18 protein-coding genes are annotated in these 22939 nt (G+C 50.4%); 4 read left to right on the top strand and 14 right to left on the bottom strand.

Annotated features, from left to right (window positions below; all coding sequences use genetic code 11):
• Positions 1-38: 38 nt before the first annotated feature.
• The 4 genes from Q0882_RS10760 to Q0882_RS10745 form a co-directional block, all read right to left on the bottom strand.
• Entirely contained in the window at positions 39-3089 is a 3051-nt protein-coding gene (locus Q0882_RS10760; protein ID WP_299181352.1) for an EAL domain-containing protein, read from the bottom strand.
• Between the two features lie 195 nt (positions 3090-3284).
• The gene (gene rfaC / locus Q0882_RS10755) at positions 3285-4283 is read right to left on the bottom strand and encodes a lipopolysaccharide heptosyltransferase RfaC (protein WP_299181350.1); all 999 of its coding nucleotides are present in this window, start codon (positions 4281-4283) and stop codon (positions 3285-3287) included.
• Positions 4280-5308, bottom strand: a complete 1029-nt coding sequence (gene waaF / locus Q0882_RS10750; RefSeq protein ID WP_299181349.1) for a lipopolysaccharide heptosyltransferase II — start codon at positions 5306-5308, stop codon at positions 4280-4282. The genes rfaC and waaF overlap by 4 nt, the downstream gene beginning before the upstream one ends.
• A 36-nt stretch (positions 5309-5344) precedes the next feature.
• Positions 5345-7120, bottom strand: coding sequence for a phosphoethanolamine transferase (locus Q0882_RS10745; RefSeq protein WP_299181348.1), 1776 nt, complete (start codon positions 7118-7120; stop codon positions 5345-5347).
• Between the two features lie 273 nt (positions 7121-7393).
• On the opposite strand from Q0882_RS10745, the gene Q0882_RS10740 reads away from it, so the two are divergent.
• Positions 7394-8425 (top strand): branched-chain amino acid aminotransferase, encoded by a 1032-nt coding sequence (locus Q0882_RS10740; protein ID WP_299181345.1) that lies wholly within the window; start codon positions 7394-7396, stop codon positions 8423-8425.
• A 56-nt stretch (positions 8426-8481) separates the two neighbouring features.
• Here the strand turns inward: Q0882_RS10740 and glnE are convergent, their stop codons facing one another.
• Both glnE and Q0882_RS10730 read right to left on the bottom strand, forming a co-directional pair.
• Positions 8482-11376 (bottom strand): bifunctional [glutamate--ammonia ligase]-adenylyl-L-tyrosine phosphorylase/[glutamate--ammonia-ligase] adenylyltransferase, encoded by a 2895-nt coding sequence (gene glnE / locus Q0882_RS10735; protein ID WP_299181342.1) that lies wholly within the window; start codon positions 11374-11376, stop codon positions 8482-8484.
• 69 nt (positions 11377-11445) lie between these two features.
• Positions 11446-12567 carry an inorganic triphosphatase gene (locus Q0882_RS10730; RefSeq protein ID WP_299181339.1) on the bottom strand — a complete coding sequence of 374 codons (1122 nt, stop codon included), beginning with the start codon at positions 12565-12567 and terminating at the stop codon, positions 11446-11448.
• A 150-nt stretch (positions 12568-12717) separates the two neighbouring features.
• Between Q0882_RS10730 and argE the strand changes: the two genes are divergently transcribed.
• Positions 12718-13869, top strand: coding sequence for an acetylornithine deacetylase (gene argE, locus Q0882_RS10725; protein ID WP_299181336.1), 1152 nt, complete (start codon positions 12718-12720; stop codon positions 13867-13869).
• Positions 13870-13876: 7 nt separating this feature from the next.
• Positions 13877-15214, top strand: coding sequence for an amino-acid N-acetyltransferase (gene argA / locus Q0882_RS10720; RefSeq protein WP_299181333.1), 1338 nt, complete (start codon positions 13877-13879; stop codon positions 15212-15214).
• Here the strand turns inward: argA and Q0882_RS10715 are convergent.
• The 7 genes from Q0882_RS10715 to ald all read right to left on the bottom strand — a co-directional run bounded on the left by Q0882_RS10715 (position 15211) and on the right by ald (position 20132).
• On the bottom strand, positions 15211-16572 hold the full coding sequence (locus Q0882_RS10715) for an ATP-binding protein (RefSeq protein ID WP_299181330.1): 1362 nt from the start codon (positions 16570-16572) through the stop codon (positions 15211-15213). The two genes, argA and Q0882_RS10715, sit on opposite strands and share 4 nt — an antisense overlap.
• Positions 16569-17258 (bottom strand): response regulator transcription factor, encoded by a 690-nt coding sequence (locus Q0882_RS10710; protein ID WP_299181327.1) that lies wholly within the window; start codon positions 17256-17258, stop codon positions 16569-16571. Before Q0882_RS10710 ends, Q0882_RS10715 begins: the two co-directional genes overlap by 4 nt.
• A 17-nt stretch (positions 17259-17275) precedes the next feature.
• Positions 17276-17539: a PepSY domain-containing protein gene (locus tag Q0882_RS10705; RefSeq protein WP_299181325.1), complete on the bottom strand. Its 264-nt coding sequence runs from the start codon at positions 17537-17539 to the stop codon at positions 17276-17278.
• Between the two features lie 235 nt (positions 17540-17774).
• Positions 17775-17972: a DUF2892 domain-containing protein gene (locus Q0882_RS10700; RefSeq protein ID WP_299181323.1), complete on the bottom strand. Its 198-nt coding sequence runs from the start codon at positions 17970-17972 to the stop codon at positions 17775-17777.
• Positions 17973-18038: 66 nt separating this feature from the next.
• On the bottom strand, positions 18039-18689 hold the full coding sequence (locus tag Q0882_RS10695; protein WP_299181320.1) for a Crp/Fnr family transcriptional regulator: 651 nt from the start codon (positions 18687-18689) through the stop codon (positions 18039-18041).
• 16 nt (positions 18690-18705) lie between these two features.
• Positions 18706-18951 carry a hypothetical protein gene (locus tag Q0882_RS10690; RefSeq protein WP_299181317.1) on the bottom strand — a complete coding sequence of 82 codons (246 nt, stop codon included), beginning with the start codon at positions 18949-18951 and terminating at the stop codon, positions 18706-18708.
• Between the two features lie 71 nt (positions 18952-19022).
• A complete protein-coding gene (gene ald / locus Q0882_RS10685; protein WP_299181313.1) occupies positions 19023-20132 on the bottom strand; it encodes an alanine dehydrogenase in 1110 nt (369 codons plus the stop codon).
• A gap of 171 nt (positions 20133-20303) precedes the next feature.
• On the opposite strand from ald, the gene ilvD reads away from it, so the two are divergent.
• The gene (gene ilvD, locus Q0882_RS10680; RefSeq protein WP_299181310.1) at positions 20304-22136 is read left to right on the top strand and encodes a dihydroxy-acid dehydratase; all 1833 of its coding nucleotides are present in this window, start codon (positions 20304-20306) and stop codon (positions 22134-22136) included.
• Positions 22137-22185: 49 nt separating this feature from the next.
• Here the strand turns inward: ilvD and Q0882_RS10675 are convergent, their stop codons facing one another.
• Positions 22186-22929, bottom strand: coding sequence for a sulfite exporter TauE/SafE family protein (locus Q0882_RS10675; protein ID WP_299181307.1), 744 nt, complete (start codon positions 22927-22929; stop codon positions 22186-22188).
• Between the last annotated feature and the right edge of the window lie 10 nt (positions 22930-22939).

The following is a 22939-nucleotide window of genomic DNA, read 5'->3' as shown; positions in this document are numbered from 1 at the left end:
ATTTTAGATGCTCTGCTGAGGTGACAATTGGTTTGCCACTAAGAGTGGCAGTAATCACTACTGTCGAGTAACGCAGTGAACTCCTTCGCAGGCATCGGTTTTCCAAAGTAGTAACCCTGTAACAGATCACAGCGAAGCTCACTCAGATAGTTGTACTGCTCCTTAGTCTCGATCCCCTCTGCTGTGACGCTTAAACCCAACTGATGAGCCATAGCGATGGTTGCAGTGACCAGAATCTTAGAGTCGGAATTGTCTGGCAGTTCGTTGATGAACGAGCGATCGATTTTCAGGTTATCAAAGGGGAAGGTTTTCAGGTAGTTCAGGGAGGAGTAACCGGTCCCGAAGTCATCCATGGATATCTTCACTCCTAGATCAGAGATCTCCCTTAAAGAGTTCATCAGTTCAGTAGAGGCTTCGATCAGCAGCCCCTCTGTTACTTCGAGGTTCAGATGGTGCGCGGGGAGCTGTGCCTCTTCAAGGGCATGCTTCAGATCTGACAGAAAATCATTACCCTTGAATTGCCGTGGTGAGACATTCACTGAGACGGAGAACTCCGAATATCCCTGATCGACCCAGAATCGGGCTTGTTGGCAGGTTTGTTTTAGGATCCAGCGACCGATCGGGATAATCAGTCCGGTTTGCTCTGTGATCGGAATAAACTCCTCAGGAGACACAAACCCCAGAGCGTCTGAATGCCAGCGGATCAATGCTTCGGCACCAATAATCTGTTGATGACCGCGAATACCCGAAATAAGAGGCTGATACACCATGGTGAGTTCGTTGTTCTGGATCGCGGTACGCAGGTTATTATCGATATCCAACTGCCGGGTTGCGATATCGTTCATCTCCTGAGTGTAGTAGTGGAAGGTGTTGCGCCCATCTTTTTTCGCTTTGTACATCCCAATGTCTGCTGCCCGAAGCAGTGATCTGTAATCGGATGCATCATCAGGATAGATGGAGATGCCGATACTGGTGGTGACAATCAACTGCTTATTCTGAATCATAAAGGGATGGGTGAACTGTTGCAGGATCTGTTCTGCGATCAGTTCAGCATCAGTTGCTGAGTGAATATCTTCTAACAGGATCAGAAACTCATCGCCACCGTGTCGTGCGAGGGTATGATTCTCCTTGAGGCAGGACTGGAAGCGCTTGGCTGCTTGTTGCAGCAGATTATCTCCAACATCATGCCCGAGGCTGTCGTTGACCTTTTTGAAACCGTCCAGATCAATAAACATCAGCGCGAGTTGGGTTTTATGCCGATCAGCATTGCGCATCGCCTGCTCGGTACGGTCACGGGCCAGAAAACGGTTGGGTACATGTGTCAGAAGATCGTACTGTGCTTGATAGAGGATGTGCTCCTCCTGCTCTTTCTGCCTACTGATATCACGTATGGATAGGACGGTATAAAGTCCGTCGTCAAACCGCATGCTGGCGATAGTAATCTCGGCAGGGAAGGGAGAAGCATCCTTGCGGATCAGCTCCATCTCAAACGGTTGTGTATAGCCCTGATTCTGATAATGGGCAATCTGGTTCAGTGTCTCAGGTTCAAACAGAGTGGTTAAGGGGGATGAGATAATATCCTCTCTGCGCTCACCTATAATCGTGCACAGGGTGTGATTGACATCAATAACCCTGTGATTCTGGTAGATTAGCAATCCCTCGGAGACCAGCTCTGACAGTTGTCGAAAGCGATCCTCGCTGGCCAGAAGCTTTCTCTGGGCTTCAATACGCTTACTGATATCCCGGAAGGATGCGGCTCTTGCTGTCTCTCCATTCCAATCGACCTCCCGGCCGGTGATCACCACGGGGATCTCTCGGTGGTCTTTGGTCAGGACCGCTGCCTGATAAGGTTGCTCTGAGCCGCTGTCAGCCTGTTGAATAGCGATATCCAACGAATCTGAGGTAAAGAAGTCTTCAGGCGAGAGGGCCAAAAACTCTTCCCGGTTATAGCCAAATAGTGCTTCTGCGCGTTCATTGATGTCGACAATGCCATCATCGTTATGTACCAGAATTGCTTCAGAGCTTGCGCGTTCAAAACGCAGCAGCCGGCTTTGGCTCTCTTGTAATGCATTCTGGTAATGCTGTTTTACCTGCAGGGTGGAGGTTAGCTGACGGTAGAGGTGGTAGATCGCCAGCAGAGTAATAAACATGAGCAAGCCAAGAAGAATCAGTTCAGCGCGTTTTTGGCTGGCTTGATTCAGAGCTCTGAAGTGTTCAGGGGGGAGAAGGTAGGTGATCTTCCAGTTGGGTAACTCGGCGACAGGTTCACTTTCTAGGAGATAGATAGTTTGGTCAGGGGAGATCACCTGACCCTGCTCTTTTCGTTTGAAACCGATGCTATCTGGTGGTGAATCACCAAATTGCCGGGTTTTAGCAATAACCTGTTGTTCCTGAGGGGAGATTGGAAACAGTGTTTTGTACAACCAGTCAGGTTTGCTGGATGCGAAAACTACCCCGTATTCATTGACCAGATTGGCCTCACCGGCAAGTCCATTGAAGCGTTGCTCGATCTGATCGGGTAGATACTTGATCACAGCGACGCCGATGGGCTTTGCGGCTTTAGATAAAACGGGGCTGCTGAAATAGATCCCGCGTTTCTTGGTTGTTACACCTAATGCCAGATGGACGCTGGTATTACCCTGCATCGCATTTTTGAAGTACGGCCGGAAACCGTAGTTATTACCAACGATTGAGTCCCCTTCCGTGTGGCTATCTACAATCGCGTCTCCCTGTTGATTAAGGAGGTAACAGATCGAGGCCCCAAGTGTTTGGCAATAGCGCTGTAAGAGAGGTGTGACATTTTGTATATCTGGCTGGGTTGTTGCTTCGCTGAGGAAGCGCTGAATTTGGTTTTCCTGAGCGAGTAGTTCAACGGTATGAGTGTGATTACGGATAAATGCACTTGCTTGATTTGCGAGTAACTGTGAGACGTTTTGGCTGTGAGTTTTCGCTTCACGTTCAGTTTGAGAGAGTAGATTCAGGTAGATAAAACCTGCACCGGCAGCCACCAGAAATAATGGCAGTAGAACCAGAGCCAAGATGCCACGGGTTGTGACCCAAGTTTGTGATTGTGATGAACGGTTATCCACCCGAGTTGACCCTATCTACTGTCATAGTCTGATATTTATACTCTATCAATTCAGCCAGTGGCGTCCGATTGCCTGTGAATGATCTGTTTATGGTTAGCCTTTCCTAGGCTCTTATAGATCTTGGTTTTTATATTAGCACTGGAAATTATCTATTGCTTCTGTAGAACGGGAGTACGACTTTCAGTGGTAAGCATACTAGCGCGTGTTCAGGAAATTGGTCAGTTCATTCCAAACGATCTCAGGAGTCAGTGCCGCAAATACTACAGGTTCAATCTGGGCCTGGATCTCAGGATAATCGGAGGATTTCAGGCAGGTTTGATCTTTACCATAGCCTCCAACCAGACCCGGATCAGTTGGGCCAAACAGAATGAAATTTGGCGTATCTAATGCGGCCGCCAGGTGTGACAGGCCGGTATCCACCGATACACAGGCACGTGCATTGACCAGCACTGAGGCAACCTCTGCAATCGAAAGTTTGGGGAGTATCTCGACAAAGTTATGTTGCGCAGCTAAACGTTCGGCTCGTTCTCGCTCTTTAGGATTCCCCCAGGGGAGTTTGATCTGCCAGCCTGCTGCACCCGCTTTCTCTATCAATGATGACCAGTATGCTTCCGGCCAGTGTTTATCAAACCGTGTGGTGCTGTGTTGGAATACCAGATAGGGGGACGCATCTTCGGACGGATTGAGAAAATGTGAGCGGATTGCGAAGTCGCCCCGTGTTTCAGGCAGGGGGTATTTTAAAGCCTGAGCGAACAACTGCCGGACGCGTTCTACTGCGTGCTGCTGTTTTGCCACACCGATCGGGTGATCATAGAAATGCGCAGAAAAGGGTTCTTTCGCAGAATGTTTATCCAGCCCGTAACTGGAACCGCTTGCAAGACGAGTAACCAATAGTGCACTTTTCAGGAGCCCCTGAGCATCAATTACTGCGTCATAGTGATTCAGTGTCAGCTGTTTTTTATAGGCAGACCATTCCCCGGATCTAAGGGTCTTGATGATATTTTTTCGCCAACGGCGAATAGCGACAGGGATCACCTGATCAACAGCTGGGTGCCATTCGGGGATCTCTTGGAAGCCCTCTTCGACCACCCAGTCAAACCTGATTTCCGGGTGCGCGTTCATCGCATCGGTCAAAGCTGGCAACGTATGGATAACATCCCCCATAGAGGATGTTTTCACTACCAGTACTCTCATCTTTTATCCAACCATTTCTGCGTTTCAGCAAAAGCCATCTCTGGCGTTATGTCGATCATACTTTGATGATAACCCTGATCGGCGTCGCCTTTACGAATCTTATGGAAACCCTCTATCAGACGGATGATGGAGGCCCTCTCTGAAAGAGGAGGTGTAAACCCTGGGCTGGTCGGACCATAGAGGGCAATAAGTGGTGTATTTACCGCAGCAGCAATATGCATCAATCCAGAATCATTGCTGATAGCAACCTGGCAAGCTGCGATCAGATCGATCGCTTGAGGCAGACTGGTTCTGCCAGCAAGATTGTGACAGTTGGCTTGTTCAGCCGGTGAAAGCTGGTTGATGATCTGCTGACATATCGGATCATCTTTTTGGGAGCCAAATAGCCAGATGGTATGGCCATCCGCGATCAGGTGGCGTGCAAGTTGAGCGTAGTGATAATCAGGCCAGCGTTTTGCGGGTCCGAATTCGGCCCCGGGGCAGAATGCGATGGCTCCGGTTTGCGAGAGCTTAAACTCGTCAATCGCCTTTTGCTGGGCCTGTGAATCAACCCTTAGGCTAGGCGGTAAGATCGTTTCAAGTGGTAGAGCAGGGGTGCCCTTGGGCTGTGAGAGTGCAACATATCTTTGAACCATTAATGGATAAGCTTGCTTATCCAGTTTGCGCAGGTCATTTAACAGCCCGTAGCGCATCTCTCCGCGCCAACCTGTTCGCAAAGGGATCTTAGCAAACCAGGGAATCAAGGCTGATTTCAGGGAGTTTGGCAGTACCAGTGCTTGCTCGTAGTTATGCTCATGCAGCTCTGAACCGATCCGCTTGCGCACCTCCCACTGCAAACTGCCGTGTCCAACTGGCATCGCAATGGCGGAGTTGACCTCAGGCATCCTCTCTAGGACCGGACGACACCAATCGGGTGCAAGCACATCAATACACCGTTGTGGGTTTTGCTCTTTAAGATGCCGGTACAAAGACTGGCTCATTAGCATATCGCCTACCCAGGAGGGGCCGATAATCAGTGTTTTCATAAGCGTCCTGAATCTATCTCTATCACTGACAGCACGTTACTGTGTCTCTGTCGCATGGGTAAGTCTGCGGTCAAACGTCTGGCGCAGAGCAGGTTCCAGTGAATCATAGGGAACAATAGTCTTGCCGTCGGCTAAGGTTGCACTTTGACGATCAAAATCGACATGGATATAGGTCAAATCCGGCAATACCAGTACCGCATTAGGTTCATTGTGCAGTGTTTTCATGTAAGCAGAAACAACCCTGTTTCTCTCTGGATCAATCTTATTTTGCAGCGAGAGGCCGTTGATCTCTGAAACGGGGTCCAACTGCATAATATCCAGAAACGTTGCGAAAATATCAGCCTGACTCACCGGTGCATCAATATTTTGTTTGAGTTGTGTATAAGCTTGAGCAGGCGGGAAGACCATCAATGGATTATGAATGACACCAGAGCTGTAGCTACGATTAAACTGGGTTTTGTTACGTGATATATCCTGTCCATGATCAGAGGAATAGATGATCCAGGCATTCGGCGAGTACTCGCGGACCCGTTCCACCAAACGGGAGAGGTAAAGGTCGGTATAGAGCACTGTGTTGTCATAGGCGTTCACCCCATTGGGGTTAGTTTCTGGAAGAAACTGCTTAACCGAAGCGGGGGAATGGGTGTTGTATGGGTAGTGACTGCCGTTCATCTGCGCAACGAGCAGCATCGGCGCCTTCCGCTCTTTACTTAACGTACGTGTCAGGTATGGAAAGATACCCTCTTCCAAGACCTTCATATCATCAGCTCCTTCGGAAACTGAGACTGAAGCGCTAAAGTCGGTCCCTGATTGATAGTGATCCAGATCTTGGTCGACAAAGATCTGATCGACATTGCGCCATTGGAAATCCTGCGCAGTGATCAGGGCAGTTTGGTAGCCGGCGGCCTTAGCATAATTGAACAGCGTCGGGCTGCTGTAGACCAGTCCGTAAGGGTCGATCCCCTGGAGGCCGGTCAACATATAAGGGACCGAACTTAATGTGCGGGTACCGATTGAAACGGCATTGCGAAAGAGGAGCATCTCTTTCTGATCTATCATGGCCTGAAGATGGGGGGTGGTTTGGCGTTCATAACCATAAACACCCAGTTGGCTTAATGTTAGTGATTCACCAATGACAAACACAATATCCGGTTTGCTAGCCAGATTGTCAGCCTGTTCAGGGACAACCGGTTTGTTCGCCAGTTTACCTTTAAACGTCTGGCGCTCAATCAGGCTGGGGAAAACGCCCGCGTAGGCGACCGAGCTAAACTGGAACTTGCTGATCCCGTACCAACTGAAGGTGACCAGCAAAAAGAGTAGGGAGGCGACAATGGTACTGCCGGCTTTCAGCCAGAGGTTGGGCTTTAGCTCCAGACGGAACAGCAGGAGTAAAAGGGGGATCTCCAGAGCCAGCAGAATCAGGGGTTTTAGAATAATCGCGTTGTCTAACCAGAGTTGTAGGGTCAGCATCGGGTCTGCTGCGACAAAGCGAAGGTCAAACACTGAAACAAAGTTGCCGTAAATAGCAAAATACGATTGCTGCGCTACCTGAGTGCCGAGAATAAAGAAAAGGAACAGTGATCGTGCCGGCCCGTTTTTAATTGGTGCGAAAACCAGTAATAACAGGAACAGAGTGCCCAGGCTTAAACCGTAATTGACCCAGAAACGTTTCCCCTCCAGATTCTCAAGTAACCATGATAGGTCGCGGACCAAGAGAAGATCTGAGATGGCGAGGCAGATAAAAATCAGTAGAAAAAATCTTTTAGGTGCCGCTCTACCCCGGTCAACCAGTTGCGTAAATGCTTTGCTCATTGCAGTAAAATCAAGCGTCCTAAACGTGAGTATCAGTCAAAATTACAGGCATGGCATCATGCCAGTTAGTCGCTGAATATGAGTGCCTGTGTCAGGTCAGAGGTGAATAATACCGTAAACCAGATTTAAACGCCCTAATCACGCTGAGGCAGCATATTTTTACTATGTTGGGCGAATCTTTTCAGGGTAATTCCAATTTGCTCGCTTGGCGATTAGAATATCAGCCCTTGTTTATAGATCACCCATTCATTTCTGTTGTCTGCCCCATCCGGCGTGGATAACAATGTTAAGAGTAAGGAAGGTAACATGGCTACTGCATTCGGCTCCGTTTTTATGCCTGAAATGTCAATCACATGGTTTGACGGTTCTAGCTGGAGTGCGGTCGAAATGGTCCCTAGTGACAGCATTCAGCTGCACCCAGGAGCACATGTGTTGCATTACTCGAGTACCTGTTTTGAAGGGTTAAAGGCGTTCCGACATGAAGATGGTACCGTTAAGGTTTTCCGTATCGATCGGAATGTTGAGCGTATGGCTCAAAGTGCACGCCTGTTAGCTCTGCCTGAACTGGATGAAACGTTCGTTACGCAGATGATTCTGGATACGGTAAAACGTTTTGAAACAGATGTGCCGACGCCTCCAGGTTCGATGTATATCCGCCCGACACTGTTTGGAACAGAACCTGCGATTGGTAAGGCTGCAGCACCCTCGGAAACAGCTTGTTTCTATGTGCTTCTCTCGCCGGTTGGTGATTATTTTGCAGGTGGTGATCGGGCACTGAGACTGCTGGTGGATGACACCGGTCTTCGTTGTGCACCGCATAACGGCATGATCAAAAGTGGTGGTAACTACGCCAGTGCGCTTTTGCCAACCATGAAAGCGAAAGCTGAGCACAATGTTGATCAGGTACTGTTCTGTCCGAATGGCGATATTCAGGAGACAGGTGCTGCAAACTTCCTGTTGATTGATGGGGATGAAGTGATTACCCGTGATCTGGATGAAAGCTTCCTCCACGGTGTAACCCGAGATTCTATTCTGACTATTGCACGGGACATGGGCCTGAAAGTGTCAGAGCGTCGCATCACCGTTGAGGAGATGCTCGAGCGCATTGCCAAGCCAGGTTGTGAAGCTGCGTTATCCGGTACGGCTGCAGTTCTTGCTCCGGTCGGTACTATGGTTTATCAGAATAAAGAGTTCACTGTTGGAAGTGGTGGTATCGGCGAGACTACGCTGAAGCTGCGTAAAGCGCTGAACGATATCCAGTGGGGCAAAGCTGAAGATAAGCACGGTTGGCTGACCGACGTTTAATTCAAACGGTATCAGATAAAAAGGCAGGTTTAGAACCTGCCTTTTTTTATGCTCTCTCAGACTAGCGTTTTATCCCAGATGGCGGCGACAGCTGAACGCATATCGGTCATCTCTGAGTCAGAGATCGTATTGGAGCGATCCTGCAAAGTCTGACGATGTCCCAGCGCACGATAAGCCTTATAGGCTTCTCGAAGGGTCGTTGCATCATCCGAGCTGATTAGACCGGTGTGTTCCGCCGCATCAAGAATGCGGATGTTATCGGTGAACTCATGCAGTTCAGCAAACTGGTGTGAATGCTTCAGTACCAGGAACTGAACCAGAAACTCAATATCGACAATCCCACCGCGATCATGTTTTAGATGGAAGACCGGGCTCTCTTCGTTGCTGCTGTTTTTGCTACCCAGATGCTGACGCATTTTTTCGCGCATCTCAGAGACCTCCTCCAGCAGTTTCGGAGTTTCTCTAACCTTCTCCAGAATCTCTGCACGGACGGCTTCAAAGCGGGTAGCCAGCGCTGCATCACCTGCAACAACCCGGGCACGCACCAGCGCTTGATGTTCCCATGTCCAGGCTTCTTTATTTTGATAGTCGGAAAATGCTTTTAACGAACTGACCAGCAGTCCAGAGTTGCCCGATGGGCGAAGGCGCATATCCACTTCATAGAGCTGACCGGATGTGGTGAAGGTGTTGAGGATATGGATGATCTTCTGTCCCAGTCGCGTGAAAAAGACCGAGTTTGCGATCTGCTTATCACCGTCAGTGAACAGGTTAGGGTCGGAGTCATGGATGAATACCAGATCGAGGTCCGAACCGTATGAGAGTTCGATGCCCCCCATTTTCCCGTAGCCCAAAACGATAAAATCCGGGTTGCAGGGTACACCAGCTGATTTTTGCGGCGAGCCATGCTTTTCGGTCATCAACTTCCAGGCAATATCGACGACCGCTTCTAGAATCACCTCGGCAGTCCATGTGAGGTAATCGCTGACTTTCATGAGTGGCAGAGCGCCGGTGATCTCCGATGCCGCGACTTTAAGTACATGGGCATTTTTAAAGTAGCGCAGGGCATCCATCAGTTGCTCTGTATCCTCTTCAGGTATACGTAACAGCTGCTGGCGTAACTCACTGTTTAGTTGCTCTTTATTAGGAGGTGAATAGAGCGTACTCGGGTCGATCAGTTCATCCAGAAGAATCGGCTGTTTAGCGAGTTTCTCTGAAAACCAGCTAGATGCGGAGCACAGTCTGACCAGCTGTTGTAATGCGGTCGGGTTTTCCGCAAGCAGCACCAGATAGGCTGAACGGCGAAGAATCGCCTGAATCAGTTGTAACACACGCCCTAGGGTTTCCGTTGGATTGGTGGTTGAGGCCACCTCCTGTAGCATTACCGGAAGGACTAACAGCAGTCGCTCCTGAGCAACCTGTTGTAGCATCTGTACGGTACGGGATTGACGCAGTTGATCGATCAACTCCCAGGCGGGTTGGGCATCACTGAATCCCTGAGTGCTGAGCATTTTCTCAGCATCGGCAGCTTCGAGATCATCATTCCAGAGCGACAGCCAGATCTCTGTATTCTGGTTCTGATCATCATCGCCACTCTCTTCGCTGGGTGCGATCAGGTCTGCAAAGTGGATGCGAACATTCTGGCGGTAGGCTTCCAGGGCGTTGGCAAACTCATCCCAGCTATTAAAGCCCATGCTGAAAGCGAGCCTGAGCTGTTCTTTTTCATCGACCGGAAGTTCCTGTGTCTGTTTATCAGCTACCGCCTGAATGGCATGTTCTGCGTTACGCAGAAATTCATAGGCTAGCATCAGTTCATCGGAAGCGTTTTGTGGCATGCCTACGGCGTCGGGCAGTGTTGGTAGCACATTGCACAGCTCTCGTTGTTGTAACCGAGTATCCCGTCCACCACGTAGCAGCTGAAAAACCTGAGCAATAAATTCGACCTCACGGATCCCGCCGGAGCCCAACTTAACATTGTTGTTAAGCCCTTTACGACGTACTTCCCGGCTGATCATCTCTTTCATTTCACGTAGAGAGTCAAAGGCGCTGAAGTCGATATATTTGCGATAGACGAATGGACGCAGAATCTGCATCAGCTCTTTACCCGCTTCTTTATCTCCCGCCATGACACGTGCTTTGATCATGGCGTATCGTTCCCACTCTCGGCCATGTTCCTGATAGTAGCCTTCCATTGCATCGAAGCTGATGACCAGTGGGCCTGCTGAGCCAAACGGGCGCAGGCGCATATCAACACGGAAGACAAAGCCGTCAATGGTGGTGTTATCCAGAGCCTGAATCAGCTTCTTACCTAAACGGATAAAGAAATCCTGATTATCCAGGCATTTCTTACTGCCCTCAGTTTCACCGTTCTCAGGGTAGACAAAGATCAGATCGATATCTGAGGAGAGATTCAACTCGTTTGCACCGAGTTTCCCCATGCCGAGGACAACCATACGTTGTGGTTTTCGGCTGTGACGACCTGTGGGTGTCCCCCAACGTTCACAAGCCTGGTCATAGAGCCAGTTCATGGTTTGCTCGACACAGGCATCCGCTAACCAGGAAAGTTCGCGTGTCGTTGTTCGCATATCGCTGAGTCGTGTCAGATCCCGCCAGATCAGACGGGTCTGCTCACGCTGTCGGAATTTGCGTACTGCTCGATGTAACTCCTCTTCCGTACTCTGTTCTGATAGCAGGGCGTGGAGGGTGTCTTGATAGTGATCGGATTCATATTTCCGGTAGAGGTCACCACTATCGAGAAGCGATGGCAGCATCTCCTGGCTTCGGCTCAACTGCTCCGTGACAAAATTACTGCCGGTTAGCACCCGGGTCAGATCAGATGGAAAACTATCCGGGTATTCACTCAGCGATTCAAGAACCGGAGCGACCTGCTCCCAATTCTGTTCTAGGAGAGGGTGAAGCGCCTCGGGTAGTAATGCCATATGCGGTTGCAGCATGGGGTTGTTCTCCTGAAATACGAATCCTTTAAGTGTAACAGTGACCCGAATCCGGGTGTGTGACGCTTATCATTTTTCTTGTAAAGGGCGTTGAGCCAAAAGTTGTTTCTGCTCATCCCAGCGTTCCCGCCAGGACTGTTCGATCAGCTGCTCCGAAATCAGCAGTGCGAGGACACCGGGCTCAGCTGTTTGCAGCAGAACCTCCATACGAGAGGCTGCCCGTTCTGCATGTTTTTCTATCCATGAAGATCCGGAGCAATCCGCTAGCAGGGCCGTTCGTCGCCAGGCATCAATGTCACGTACCTGACGGATCAGTTTGGTCAGCAGTTGATCCAGTACACCATCGGGCTCTGCTGGGATGATATCCGTGAATGTCTCATAGAAGGCACAGGTATTGCGCAATGACTCCAGGGCCAGCGGGATATACTGCCAGTTGCGGCTAAACTTCCAGGCTTCAAAGTAGCGAGGCCAGAGACTGAGCTCGTTCTGTAAAAGGGCGCAGAAACTCTCCTCCAGAGACGTTTCCGAGGTGAACTCAGGCTGTTGCCGTGTGACGCTATAGCTTTCTGGATCGAGGAGGCGATAACCTCTTTCAGCTTTGCTTATGTCGCTGATGTAGAGGGGAACATGCCTCGCAAGCTCGAGCGCAAACCTTACCAGCTCAGTGGCTTCCCCTTCGAGCAGCTCCAGTTCAAGTTCGCACAGCGGATCCTCAAGGCCGTTTGCAGTGACCATGCCCTGATCAAGAGCGATCTCAGCCTTTAGCGTCCTGCCCTGCTGATCCAGGGTATCGAGGATCCATATTGTGCGATTAAAATCGGTACTAAAGACAGGCTGAATCTCATCCTGCAGGGTTTCACAATGCAGGGCCTTAGGCCACTCGGCTGTTTTCAGAAGGTCGTAATCGAGTTGTTCCGACGCGAGTAACCACTCCCACTCATGTCGACTGTGCAGGCCCGCTTCCGATGAGCCACTGCTTTTGAGTGTTTGAATCAACTGCTCCCCTTTACGGCGGATACGCAGTGCGACCCGATGGGCTGTCAGCTGCTGATCTGGCGTGTCGTAGTAGGTATTGCCTAAGCGTTGCGTACCTAGTTCGCGAATATGCTCGGAGCGGAAAAGGGGTTGTTGTTTGAGAGATTCCACATGATGTGGGCTCAAGGTTAGTTTTAACTCTACTTCCAATGCCATTATTGTCGTTCTCTGGTTAAGCTGGCGATCAATCTTTCCTAAGTCTACCCCACGGATGCGAGCTAAACATAGGTCTATAGCCTTTAAATGGACCTCTATCAGTAAACCAGCGACAATGCAGGAAAAGAATGATGTTTTCAGGAGCAACCAATGTCTAAAAACTGCCCAGATCTGGTGACCATGCTGACCCAGTTGATTGCAAGTCCCTCGGTCAGTTGTACTCAGCCGGATTGGGATCAGAGTAATTTAGCGGTGATCGAGCTCCTGGATACCTGGCTTTCCGGATTGGGGTTCAGCACCGAGGTTATGCCGGTAGAGGGGCATCCGGGTAAGGCCAACCTGATTGCAACGTTAGGATCGGGCCCCGGTGGTCTGGTGTTGGCGGGTCATACCGATACGGTACCGTTTAATGCTGAATTATGGCAGAGCGACCCCTTTAAATTGACGGAAAAAAACAATCGGTTTTATGGGTTGGGAACCTGCGATATGAAAGGGTTCTTTCCGATCGCGATTGAGGCGGCAAAAAAATATCTACAGCAGCCGCTGCAGCAACCCCTGATTATTCTGGCAACGGCTGATGAAGAGAGTTCCATGAGTGGCGCGCGTGCGCTGGCAAAAGCGGGTAAGCCCAAAGCGCGTTACGCTATCATCGGTGAGCCGACAGGGCTCAAGCCGATCTATATGCATAAAGGGATGATGATGGAAGCGGTCAGGGTTGAGGGAAAAGCGGGGCACTCATCGGACCCATCATTAGGTGCTAACGCGCTGGATGCGATGCACTCGGTTCTGACAGAGCTGATCAGCTTCCGCAATGAGATGAAGCAGACACATCAAAACAGTGCCTTCAAAATCGCTGAGCCAACGCTCAATCTTGGGTGCATCCATGGGGGAGATAATCCGAACAGGATCTGCAGCCGGTGTGAAGTGGAATATGACCTCCGCCCTCTGCCGGGTATGGATCTGGATAACCTGCGAGAAGATGTCACCAAGCGGTTATCGCCTTTGGCTGAGCAGTTTGGTGTCGAGATACGTACTGAGTCGCTTTTTCCCGGTATCCCCGCATTTGCAAACAAACAGGATTCTGAACTGGTTAAGATGGCCGAGCAATTGACCGGTTACAATGCAGAAAGTGTAGCCTTTGGAACGGAGGCGCCATTTATGCAGGAGCTGGGTATGGATACCATTGTGATGGGGCCAGGCTTTATTGATCAGGCGCACCAGCCGGATGAGTATTTGGCTTTTGATCAGATTAAGCCTACAGTAGCCATATTAGAGAAAATGATTGAACAATACTGCCTGTAGACCTGCTGTGAAAGACGATACTAAACAATACGTTAACTGGTTCCGCCACTCATCTCCCTATATCAATGCACATCGGGGAAATACCTTTGTGCTGATGTTGAGCGGCGAGTCAGTGGCGGATCCTAATTTTGCCAATATCGTGCATGACATCGCGCTTCTGAATAGCCTGGGGGTGCGACTGATTCTGGTGTATGGCTCTCGCCCACAGATTGCTGAACGGTTAGAACATAAGCAGATTGAAACACGTCTGCACCATCACCTGCGTGTGACGGATCAGGCAACCTTGACCTGCGTGATTGAGGCATCTGCGATTGTCCGGGCAGAGATAGAAGCGCGTCTCTCGCTGGGCCTGCCGAATACACCAATGGCGGGCTCACGGATCAAGGTGGTTTCTGGTAATTTTGTCACGGCTAAGCCGGTAGGTGTGCTGGATGGGGTCGATATGGCCCATACGGGTGAGGTACGACGTCTTGATAGCGAAGCGATTCGGCAGCAGCTTGATGACGGTAATATCGTCCTGTTGTCACATCTGGGTTACTCCCCGACGGGTGAACTGTTTAATCTGGCTGTTGAAGATGTAGCGACCGCAGCAGCCTCAGCCATCGATGCTGATAAGCTGATACTGTTTGGCGCAGATCCCGGAGTGCTCGATAGCAGCGGTAAGCTCCGCAGTGAGCTGCTGACACGCAAGGCTGAAAGGCTGGTGGGGCAATATCTGTCCTCTCTTGAGGAGACCAATCAACCTCATACCGAGCTGTCGCGGAACCTGGAAGCCGCAGTGAATGCCTGCAGGCGTGGCGTTAAACGCTGTCATCTGGTGAGTCACAAAGTGGATGGTGCCCTTCTGGCTGAACTGTTTACCCGGGATGGGTCCGGCACGATGGTGCTTCAGGAATCTTATGAACAGTTGCGTAAGGCAACAATCGAGGATGTTGGCGCGGTACTCGAACTGATTGACCCGCTTGAGCAGGATGGCACGCTCGTACGGCGTTCCCGTGAAGTTCTGGAAAATGAAATTGAGCGATTCACCCTGATTGAACGCGATGGTGTGGTCATCGGCTGTGCCGCTCTGTACCCGTTCTCACAAGAGAAGATGGGTGAGCTTGCTTGCGTTGTGGTGGCCTCAGAATACAAAGGGGGAGCGCGGGGTGATCAGTTACTGGAAGCGATCCAGCAGCAGGCACTTAAACAGGGGCTGAAGCGGTTGTTTGTTCTGACAACAAAAACAGCTCACTGGTTTGTGGAGCATGGGTTTGTTGAATCGACTGTAGAGCAGCTTCCGGGGGAGAAAAAAGAGATGTTTAACCTGCAACGCAACTCGAAGGTCTTTGTACGGACCCTTTAATCGGGGAAATGTATGATAAAGCAGGTGCCCCCCAGAGGTGAATCCTTCACCTCTAACTGCCCCTGATAGCTGCTAATGATATCGGTTGCCACCGATAGGCCGATCCCCTGTCCCTGAATCGAGGTATCCAGTCGAGCCCCCCGCTGAAGAATCATCTGTCGCATCTCCGGACTGACTCCGGGGCCGTCATCACAAATTGAAAGTTTAAGTTCTGAGTGTTGGTAGGTACCGCTGATGGAGACTGAACTGTGCCCATATTTAAAGGCGTTCTCCAAAATGTTACCCAGTACCTCCATCAGATCCCGCTCATCTCCATAGAAGGTCAAACTGTCCGCCAGTTGCGTTTCAACCTGCATCTGTTTGTTACGATAGACTTTGCCCAGAGCCCCCAGCATACGTTCGATAATTGGAACGACTGCAACCGCTTTGCCTAAGGGTTTCGTCTGACTTTTAACGGCACGGGCTAACTGGTACTGCACAATCTGGTCCATGCGCTCAACTTGCTCTGTTACCAGCGCCTGATACTCCGGTAGTTCATGCGGCTCATGTTCAGCACCCCGCATCACAGCCAAGGGTGTTTTTAAACTGTGTGCCAGATCCCCCAGCGTATTGCGATAGCGCTCTCTCTGTTTCCGTTCGCTCTCAATTAATCCATTCAGGTTGGCAGTGACCGGTTCCACCTCTTCCGGATAGCTACCTGCGAGTTGCTCTGAATGACCTGATTCTATCTGTTTCAGGTCTCGGGCCAGACGGCGCAGAGGGGTCAGGCCCCAACTGAGGATGATGCTTTGCGCCAGTAGGGCAACTAAGAAAATAATACTCAGCCAGAGCGTGATCTGTTGGTTGTAAGCTTTGATATCCCTGACGACCAGATCATCGCTCTCCATGACGGTGAAGAGAAAAGATTTTTCCTGCCCCCCAGATTCCCAAATAATACGTAGCTGGAACCGGTATAGATTGGCCTCACTCATATGCTCAAAGAGAGGCTCTCCTGTGGTCAGACCGCTTAGGTTGATCGCTTCGGATAGCTGGGGATCGTCCAGGAGTACAGAGGAGAGTGAGCGCCAAAGAAGGTTGCCCTTTTGATCGTGGATAGACGCATATAAGCCGGATCCAATCTGTTCGTAACGGGGCTCGTGAAGGCTTTCAGGAAAGCGAATATGGTCCTCTTTCAGTTCGACTGCGCCCAGCAACAGGTATACCTGAAGTTGCAGGCGGTCCTTAACCGAGTTTTCCAGACTGTAGTGATAGGCATTGCTGAGAGCCAGTCCTGCGATCAGCAGGACGACAGGAAGAACAAATACCGATGCGATCAGCAGTCGCCCCTGCAGCGAGCGCAGGGGGGATTTGATATTCACTCGCTACCCTTATCTTCGCTCAGGGCAAAGCGGTATCCCAAACCGCGAACAGTCGTGATCGGTTGCAGGGTCTGATCGGGGTCTAGTTTCTGACGAAGTCGACGAATAAAGACCTCCAAGACATTGCTGTCACGGTCAAAATCCTGATGGTAAAGGTGCTCGGTCAGTTCACTTTTCGAGATGGTTTTGCCGGCATTAAGTACCAGGTATTCAAAGGTGCGATACTCATAGCTGGTCAGATTGACGGGTTCGTCATTCAGATAGACCACCCGACCCGTGGTATCGATGCTGAGAGAACCGAATTTAAGCACCGGTTTGGCATGGCCTGCCGCTCTTCTTAGCAGTGCATTGAGGCGGGCGTTTAACTCTTCCATATGGAACGGTTTGACCAGATAGTCATCAGCACCGGCCTCAAGCCCTTCCACTTTATCCTGCCAGTCGCCGCGCGCTGTCAGAATAATAATAGGAAACTCTTTACCCTCTTCACGCCACTGTTTGATCACCTCGATACCCGATAGCTTGGGCAGGCCCAGATCGACAATAGCAAGATCGTAGGGATACTCCTGCCCCATATAGAGAGCATCTTCCCCATCGGCACTCTCTTCGACCGTATAGTTATTACTGTTTAGAGCGGTGACTAACTGACGGCGTAGATCCGGATCATCTTCAACAACTAATAGTTTCATTGTGCTACAGCTCCTTGTCAGTGTTTCAATACTTTGCCATTTTGGCTGTCGATGAGAACATCTTTGACCCGACCCTCTTTGACCAGACGAATTTTATAAACGGCCCGATCCCGGAATTGGGTTGTTTCAGTTTTAATGACTTCGCCACCTGTGACCTCAGTCGCTTTGATCATCGCTTCTTTTAGCGTTACCGTTGTGGGCTCTGTCGCTAGGGTAATTTGAGAACAACCCATAGCAAGGCTCAATGTGAGCAGCGATCTGAGAAGCAGCTGCTTAAACATGACTCCAACCTCATTCTTGCGTGTAATGCTCCGATACTTTGGCGCACCGGATCGTATCTGTTGCTTGTATCTTAAGTGTAGGCTCACAAGTATCACGTATCATTGAATCAGAAGTAAATAGTTGAACGGGAAACGCTTTGAGGACAGTGCTTGTGAGAGAAGTGTAGGCAGATGAAACTGTATCGAGGGTGAACGGAGAGGGAAAGGCAGAGCGTAAATCGCTCTGCCTAAGCGGTTAGCTGTTAGTGCATTTGCGGCAAGTGCTGATGCCTAATACTTTGTAGAGCGGGCACCAGCCAAACAGTGCGATCAGAATGACTGGAACACCAATCCACCCCCATACTGATTGGGGGCCGACAAATACCAGTGCGATCAAAACCAGTCCCACCAGAACTCTTACCATCTTATCCAGATTACCAATGTTCTTTTCCATGACGATTAACCTCTTAAAATCTACGTTTGAGGTTATTCTAGTGAGACGGAAGAGCTGGGTCTGTGATTAAGTCACAGAACTAAGTTGACTGAGGTCACATATATGGATGCAGCCACGTTCGAGGCGGATACTGTTTTGCTGCTCCATCTTTTTTAGGTGGCGTGACACAACTTCTCTGGCTGTACCCAGTTCATCCGCGATCTGTTGATGGGATGCTCGAATCTGCAGACTTTTATCGGTATGGGCTAACAGATATTCGGTAAGGCGGGTTTCAATACTTTCAAACGCGATGCTCTGTACCAGCTCGATCATGTCGGAGAGAGGATGAGCATAGGAGGAAAAGATAAATGCGCGTAAGCCTGATGAGTTATTCAGGGCTGAAGAGAACGCATGATGGGGTAATAAATATGCTTCAACGGGTGATTCCGCGATACCCTCGGCGGGGTAATCCCTCTGGCCCAGCAGACATGAAGTGGTCAAAACACAGGTGCCGCTCCCCTCGATACGGTAGAGAACAATCTCTCGACCTGAGGGCGCGCGCGCAACCACTTTGACGGTGCCACCTGTAACCATAATAAAGTTGTTACAGCGATCCCCATGACGAAACAGAACCGTGCCCGCAGGCACATTAATTAGCTGGGCCTGTTGGATGATCTCTCTGCCCGCTGTGTCAAGTTGATCCAGTTCAGGATAGTGGTTAAGCAATGGATGAGACATATAGGATTATCTTAACTCAGCGCTTCGGGTCTTTTGCTTTCAGCTGGCGGACAGAGAGAATGACAAAACGGACGTTATAGATCAATCCCAGAAACAGGGCGATCGCTGCGGTGACGATAAACAGATTACCCAGCTCGGGAATCTTGAAAAACCAACCGGTCCACAGGGAGATAACACTGATTACGGCAATGGGAATCCCTGTTTTAATCAGACGTTGCATCCATATATCTGAACGGATCTCTTTTTTATCAAGGCTGGACATATTGGCTCCGAAAATTAACAGTGCCGCCCAGACTAGTGCGCAACTCGGTTTTGATCAAGAGGGGGAGGAGCTTACAGTTGATCAATTGGTCGGAGTTTAAGGTCAAAAGCTTCAGCCACACCCGGACAGTAAAGATGGCCGCCAGCAACATTCAATCCGCGGGCAAAGTTGATATCCTCACGTAATGCTGGCCGCCAACCCCTGGCTGCAAGGCGGATAATATAAGGCAGGGTTGCATTGGTGAGTGCCAGCGTGGATGTACGTGCCACCCCCCCGGGCATATTGGCAACACAGTAATGTACCACCCCCTCCTCGATGAAGGTCGGGTTCTGGTGTGTTGTCGCACGGCTGGTTTCAAAGCACCCTCCCTGATCGATGGCGACATCAACAATTACAGCACCGTCTGGCAGTAGTGTCAGATCTTCGCGGGTCACAAGTTTGGGTGCGGCAGCGCCGGGAATCAAAACTGCGCCGATAACCAGGTCAGCGTCCGGTAGCGCGGTTAAGATACTGTCTCGCGTGGAGTAGCGGGTCTGGAGCCGGCCATGAAACTGTTGATCAAGTTCGCGTAAACGATCGGGTGATGTATCAAAAATAGTCGTATTGGCCCCTAGCCCAAGTGCCATTTGAGCCGCATTCGTGCCGACAACACCTCCGCCCAAAATTATAACGTTTCCGGGGGCTACACCGGGTACGCCTCCGAGCAGTACGCCGCGCCCCTGTTGCGCGATCTCCAGACAGTGAGCACCCGCCTGAACAGACATCCTTCCTGCGACCTCGCTCATCGGTGCTAAGAGCGGTAAACGGCCATGTGAATCGGTGATGGTTTCATAGGCGATGGCGATCGCTCCAGAGTTGATCAGAGCGTGGGTTAACTGCTCCTCGGCAGCCAGGTGGAGGTAAGTGAACAGAATCTGCCCCTCCCGAAGCTGCTGCGCCTCCTCTGCCTGAGGCTCCTTTACTTTGACGACCATCTCAGCTTGTTGCCAGAGCAGATCAGCAGAATCGCATATCCGGGCGCCTGCCTGCTGGTAATCCGTATCGCTGAAACCGATCGCAGTCCCTGCGGATTGTTCAACCAGTAGCTGATGACCCTGTGTGACGAGTTCCCGTACCCCAGAGGGGGTGAGCCCGACGCGATATTCATGCACTTTAATCTCTTTAGGGATACCGATACGCATGACCTGCCTCCATAAGTCCAGACTACTTCTAGTGTAGTCAATCAATCTGTGATCCAATTCATGACATGTGTTGTTGCGAAGAAAACAATATCGCCAGACAACGGTTTTACGGTGGTTCTGCTATACTCGACCGCCTGCAAAGAAAATTTTATTACTCCAAGGGTTAAGCTAATGCCGCAATATCGCTCAAAGACATCGACTGCGGGTCGTAATATGGCTGGTGCACGCGCACTCTGGCGTGCGACAGGTATGAAAGATGAAGATTTCCATAAACCTATCATCGCTGTTGCCAACTCCTTTACCCAGTTTGTACCAGGGCATGTCCACCTGAAGGATATGGGACAGCTGGTTGCTCGTGAGATTGAAAAAGCGGGTGGTGTGGCGAAAGAGTTCAATACGATCGCAGTGGATGACGGAATCGCAATGGGGCATGACGGTATGCTTTATTCGCTGCCGTCTCGCGACATTATTGCGGACTCTGTGGAGTACATGGTCAATGCTCACTGTGCGGATGCATTGGTCTGTATCTCGAACTGTGACAAGATCACACCGGGGATGCTGATGGCCGCTATGCGTCTGAATATCCCGGTTATTTTTGTCACCGGTGGTCCTATGGAAGCGGGTAAAACCAAGCTGGCAGAGCATAAGCTGGATCTGGTAGACGCAATGGTATTGGCGGTCGACCCGGAAGCTTCGGATGAGTTGGTTGATGAGGTTGAACGATCTGCATGCCCGACCTGTGGGTCATGTTCCGGCATGTTTACCGCAAACTCGATGAACTGTCTGGCGGAAGCACTTGGTTTGGCTCTGCCTGGTAATGGTACTGTCGTTGCAACGCATGCAGACCGTAAACAGTTGTTCCTGCAAGCGGGCCGTACCATTGTCGATATGGCTAAAGAGTATTATGAGCAGGATAACGAAGGTGTATTGCCTCGTGCTGTTGGGTTTAAAGCTTTTGAAAATGCGATCACGCTGGATATTGCGATGGGTGGCTCCACGAACACCATTCTGCACCTGTTAGCGATCGCTCAGGAAGCTGAGATCGACTTTACGATGAAGGATATCGACCGTCTCTCCCGGGTTGTCCCTCAGCTGTGTAAAGTGGCGCCGAATACTCAGAAATACCATATTGAAGATGTGCACCGCGCAGGCGGCATTATGGGTATTTTGGGTGAACTGGATCGTGCGGGTAAACTTCACACTGATGTACCGACTGTACATGCGCCAACGATGAAAGATGCGCTGGATCAGTGGGACATTATGCGTAACCCGACTCCGGAGGTGATGGAGTTCTATAAAGCGGGTCCTGCTGGAATCCCGACACAGGAAGCGTTCAGTCAGTCGACCCGTTGGCCGACGCTGGATGGTGACCGTGAGAATGGTTGTATCCGTTCTATCGAGAATGCGTTCTCATTGGAAGGGGGCTTGGCCGTCCTTCACGGTAATATTGCGCTTGATGGTTGCGTTGTTAAATCTGCAGGTGTGGATGAGTCCATTCTGGTCTTTGAAGGGCCTGCGCATATAACAGAATCACAGGATGAAGCGGTTGCAAACATCCTTGAAGATAAGGTGAAGGCGGGTGATGTTGTTATCGTTCGTTATGAAGGCCCTCAGGGTGGTCCGGGCATGCAGGAGATGCTGTATCCGACCTCCTATATCAAGTCTAAAGGCCTGGGAAAGGCCTGTGCATTGCTGACGGATGGCCGTTTTTCTGGCGGTACTTCGGGCCTGTCTATCGGACATGTTTCCCCAGAAGCGGCTGCGGGTGGAGCGATAGGGTTGGTACGCAATGGTGACCGTATCCGGATCGATATTCCGAACCGTACGATTGATGTTCTACTCTCGGATGAAGAGTTGGCGGAGCGTCGTGCTGAGCAGGATAAGCTGGGTTGGAAGCCTGTAGAGGAGCGTCCACGTAAGGTATCTGCAGCGTTGAAAGCTTACGCGAAACTGGCAACCTCTGCGGACAAGGGTGCTGTAAGGGATCTGGCTAAACTGGACTGATTCCACTAAGTCATCGTTAAAGGCAGCTTCGGCTGCCTTTTTTATTGCCTCAAAGTAGCGTCTGTGAGGCTTGCCACAGAAGCCGGAAGGCCATCAGTGTGATCACGGTTTTAAATACCAATTTAAAGCGCTTTGGAGGAATTCGATTCAGCATTTTCAGACCAAGCCAGGTACCTAAGACTCCGCCGAGGATCATCAATATGATGAGAGGTAACCAAGCCCAGAAAGCAAACCCGATAAGGGAGAATACAAGCATTTTCAACAGGTGCTGAAAGCTCATACAGGTAGCGAAGGTGGCAGTTGTTACATGTTTATCATAGTTTTTACGGTGTACAAATCCTGCGACTAGTGGGCCTGTTGCGCCGACAAACATCGATATAAAGGTTGTTCCTGCTCCCGCTATTAGATGCCCCTGTTCACTGGTTTGATGCTTCTGGGGTTTAGGGCCCCAAACCAGATAGAGGATAAAAAGAGCGACGGAGAGTTGTATTAACTCAAGGGGTAACTGAATCACTACAAATGAGGCTAAAAATGCACCGGTACATGCACCTGCGGTAAAGCTTTTAACCATGCACCAGTCGATATGATGTCGGGTCATCCAGGCGCGGTTTCCATTTGACCCCAGTTGTACCAGACCGTGTACAGGAATAAGCGCAGCAGGAGGAAGAACGGATGCGAGAATGGCCAGTAGAAGAACCCCGCCACCAATCCCCATCGCAGCTGTGATGAAGGAGGTTCCTGCTGCTGAAAGAACCAGCAGCAGGACCAGATCGAAGTTCTCTGTTATTGGCATGAGAGCGCTA

Source organism: uncultured Neptuniibacter sp. (assembly GCF_947498015.1).
Classification (GTDB): domain Bacteria; phylum Pseudomonadota; class Gammaproteobacteria; order Pseudomonadales; family Balneatricaceae; genus Neptuniibacter.
The sequence above is the reverse complement of the archived record's forward strand: the minus strand, read 5'-3'. Positions and strand labels throughout refer to the sequence as shown.

Excerpts from the sequence above, each read along its gene's own strand:
- rfaC (WP_299181350.1), bottom strand. The coding sequence starts at position 4,283 with ATGAGAGTACTGGTAGTGAAAACATCCTCTATGGGGGATGTTATCCAT.
- waaF (WP_299181349.1), bottom strand. The coding sequence starts at position 5,308 with ATGAAAACACTGATTATCGGCCCCTCCTGGGTAGGCGATATGCTAATG.
- Q0882_RS10745 (WP_299181348.1), bottom strand. The coding sequence starts at position 7,120 with ATGAGCAAAGCATTTACGCAACTGGTTGACCGGGGTAGAGCGGCACCT.
- glnE (WP_299181342.1), bottom strand. The coding sequence starts at position 11,376 with ATGCTGCAACCGCATATGGCATTACTACCCGAGGCGCTTCACCCTCTC.
- Q0882_RS10730 (WP_299181339.1), bottom strand. The coding sequence starts at position 12,567 with ATGGCATTGGAAGTAGAGTTAAAACTAACCTTGAGCCCACATCATGTG.
- argE (WP_299181336.1), top strand. The coding sequence starts at position 12,718 with ATGTCTAAAAACTGCCCAGATCTGGTGACCATGCTGACCCAGTTGATT.
- Q0882_RS10710 (WP_299181327.1), bottom strand. The coding sequence starts at position 17,258 with ATGAAACTATTAGTTGTTGAAGATGATCCGGATCTACGCCGTCAGTTA.
- Q0882_RS10705 (WP_299181325.1), bottom strand. The coding sequence starts at position 17,539 with ATGTTTAAGCAGCTGCTTCTCAGATCGCTGCTCACATTGAGCCTTGCT.
- Q0882_RS10700 (WP_299181323.1), bottom strand. The coding sequence starts at position 17,972 with ATGGAAAAGAACATTGGTAATCTGGATAAGATGGTAAGAGTTCTGGTG.
- Q0882_RS10695 (WP_299181320.1), bottom strand. The coding sequence starts at position 18,689 with ATGTCTCATCCATTGCTTAACCACTATCCTGAACTGGATCAACTTGAC.
- Q0882_RS10690 (WP_299181317.1), bottom strand. The coding sequence starts at position 18,951 with ATGTCCAGCCTTGATAAAAAAGAGATCCGTTCAGATATATGGATGCAA.
- ald (WP_299181313.1), bottom strand. The coding sequence starts at position 20,132 with ATGCGTATCGGTATCCCTAAAGAGATTAAAGTGCATGAATATCGCGTC.
- ilvD (WP_299181310.1), top strand. The coding sequence starts at position 20,304 with ATGCCGCAATATCGCTCAAAGACATCGACTGCGGGTCGTAATATGGCT.
- Q0882_RS10675 (WP_299181307.1), bottom strand. The coding sequence starts at position 22,929 with ATGCCAATAACAGAGAACTTCGATCTGGTCCTGCTGCTGGTTCTTTCA.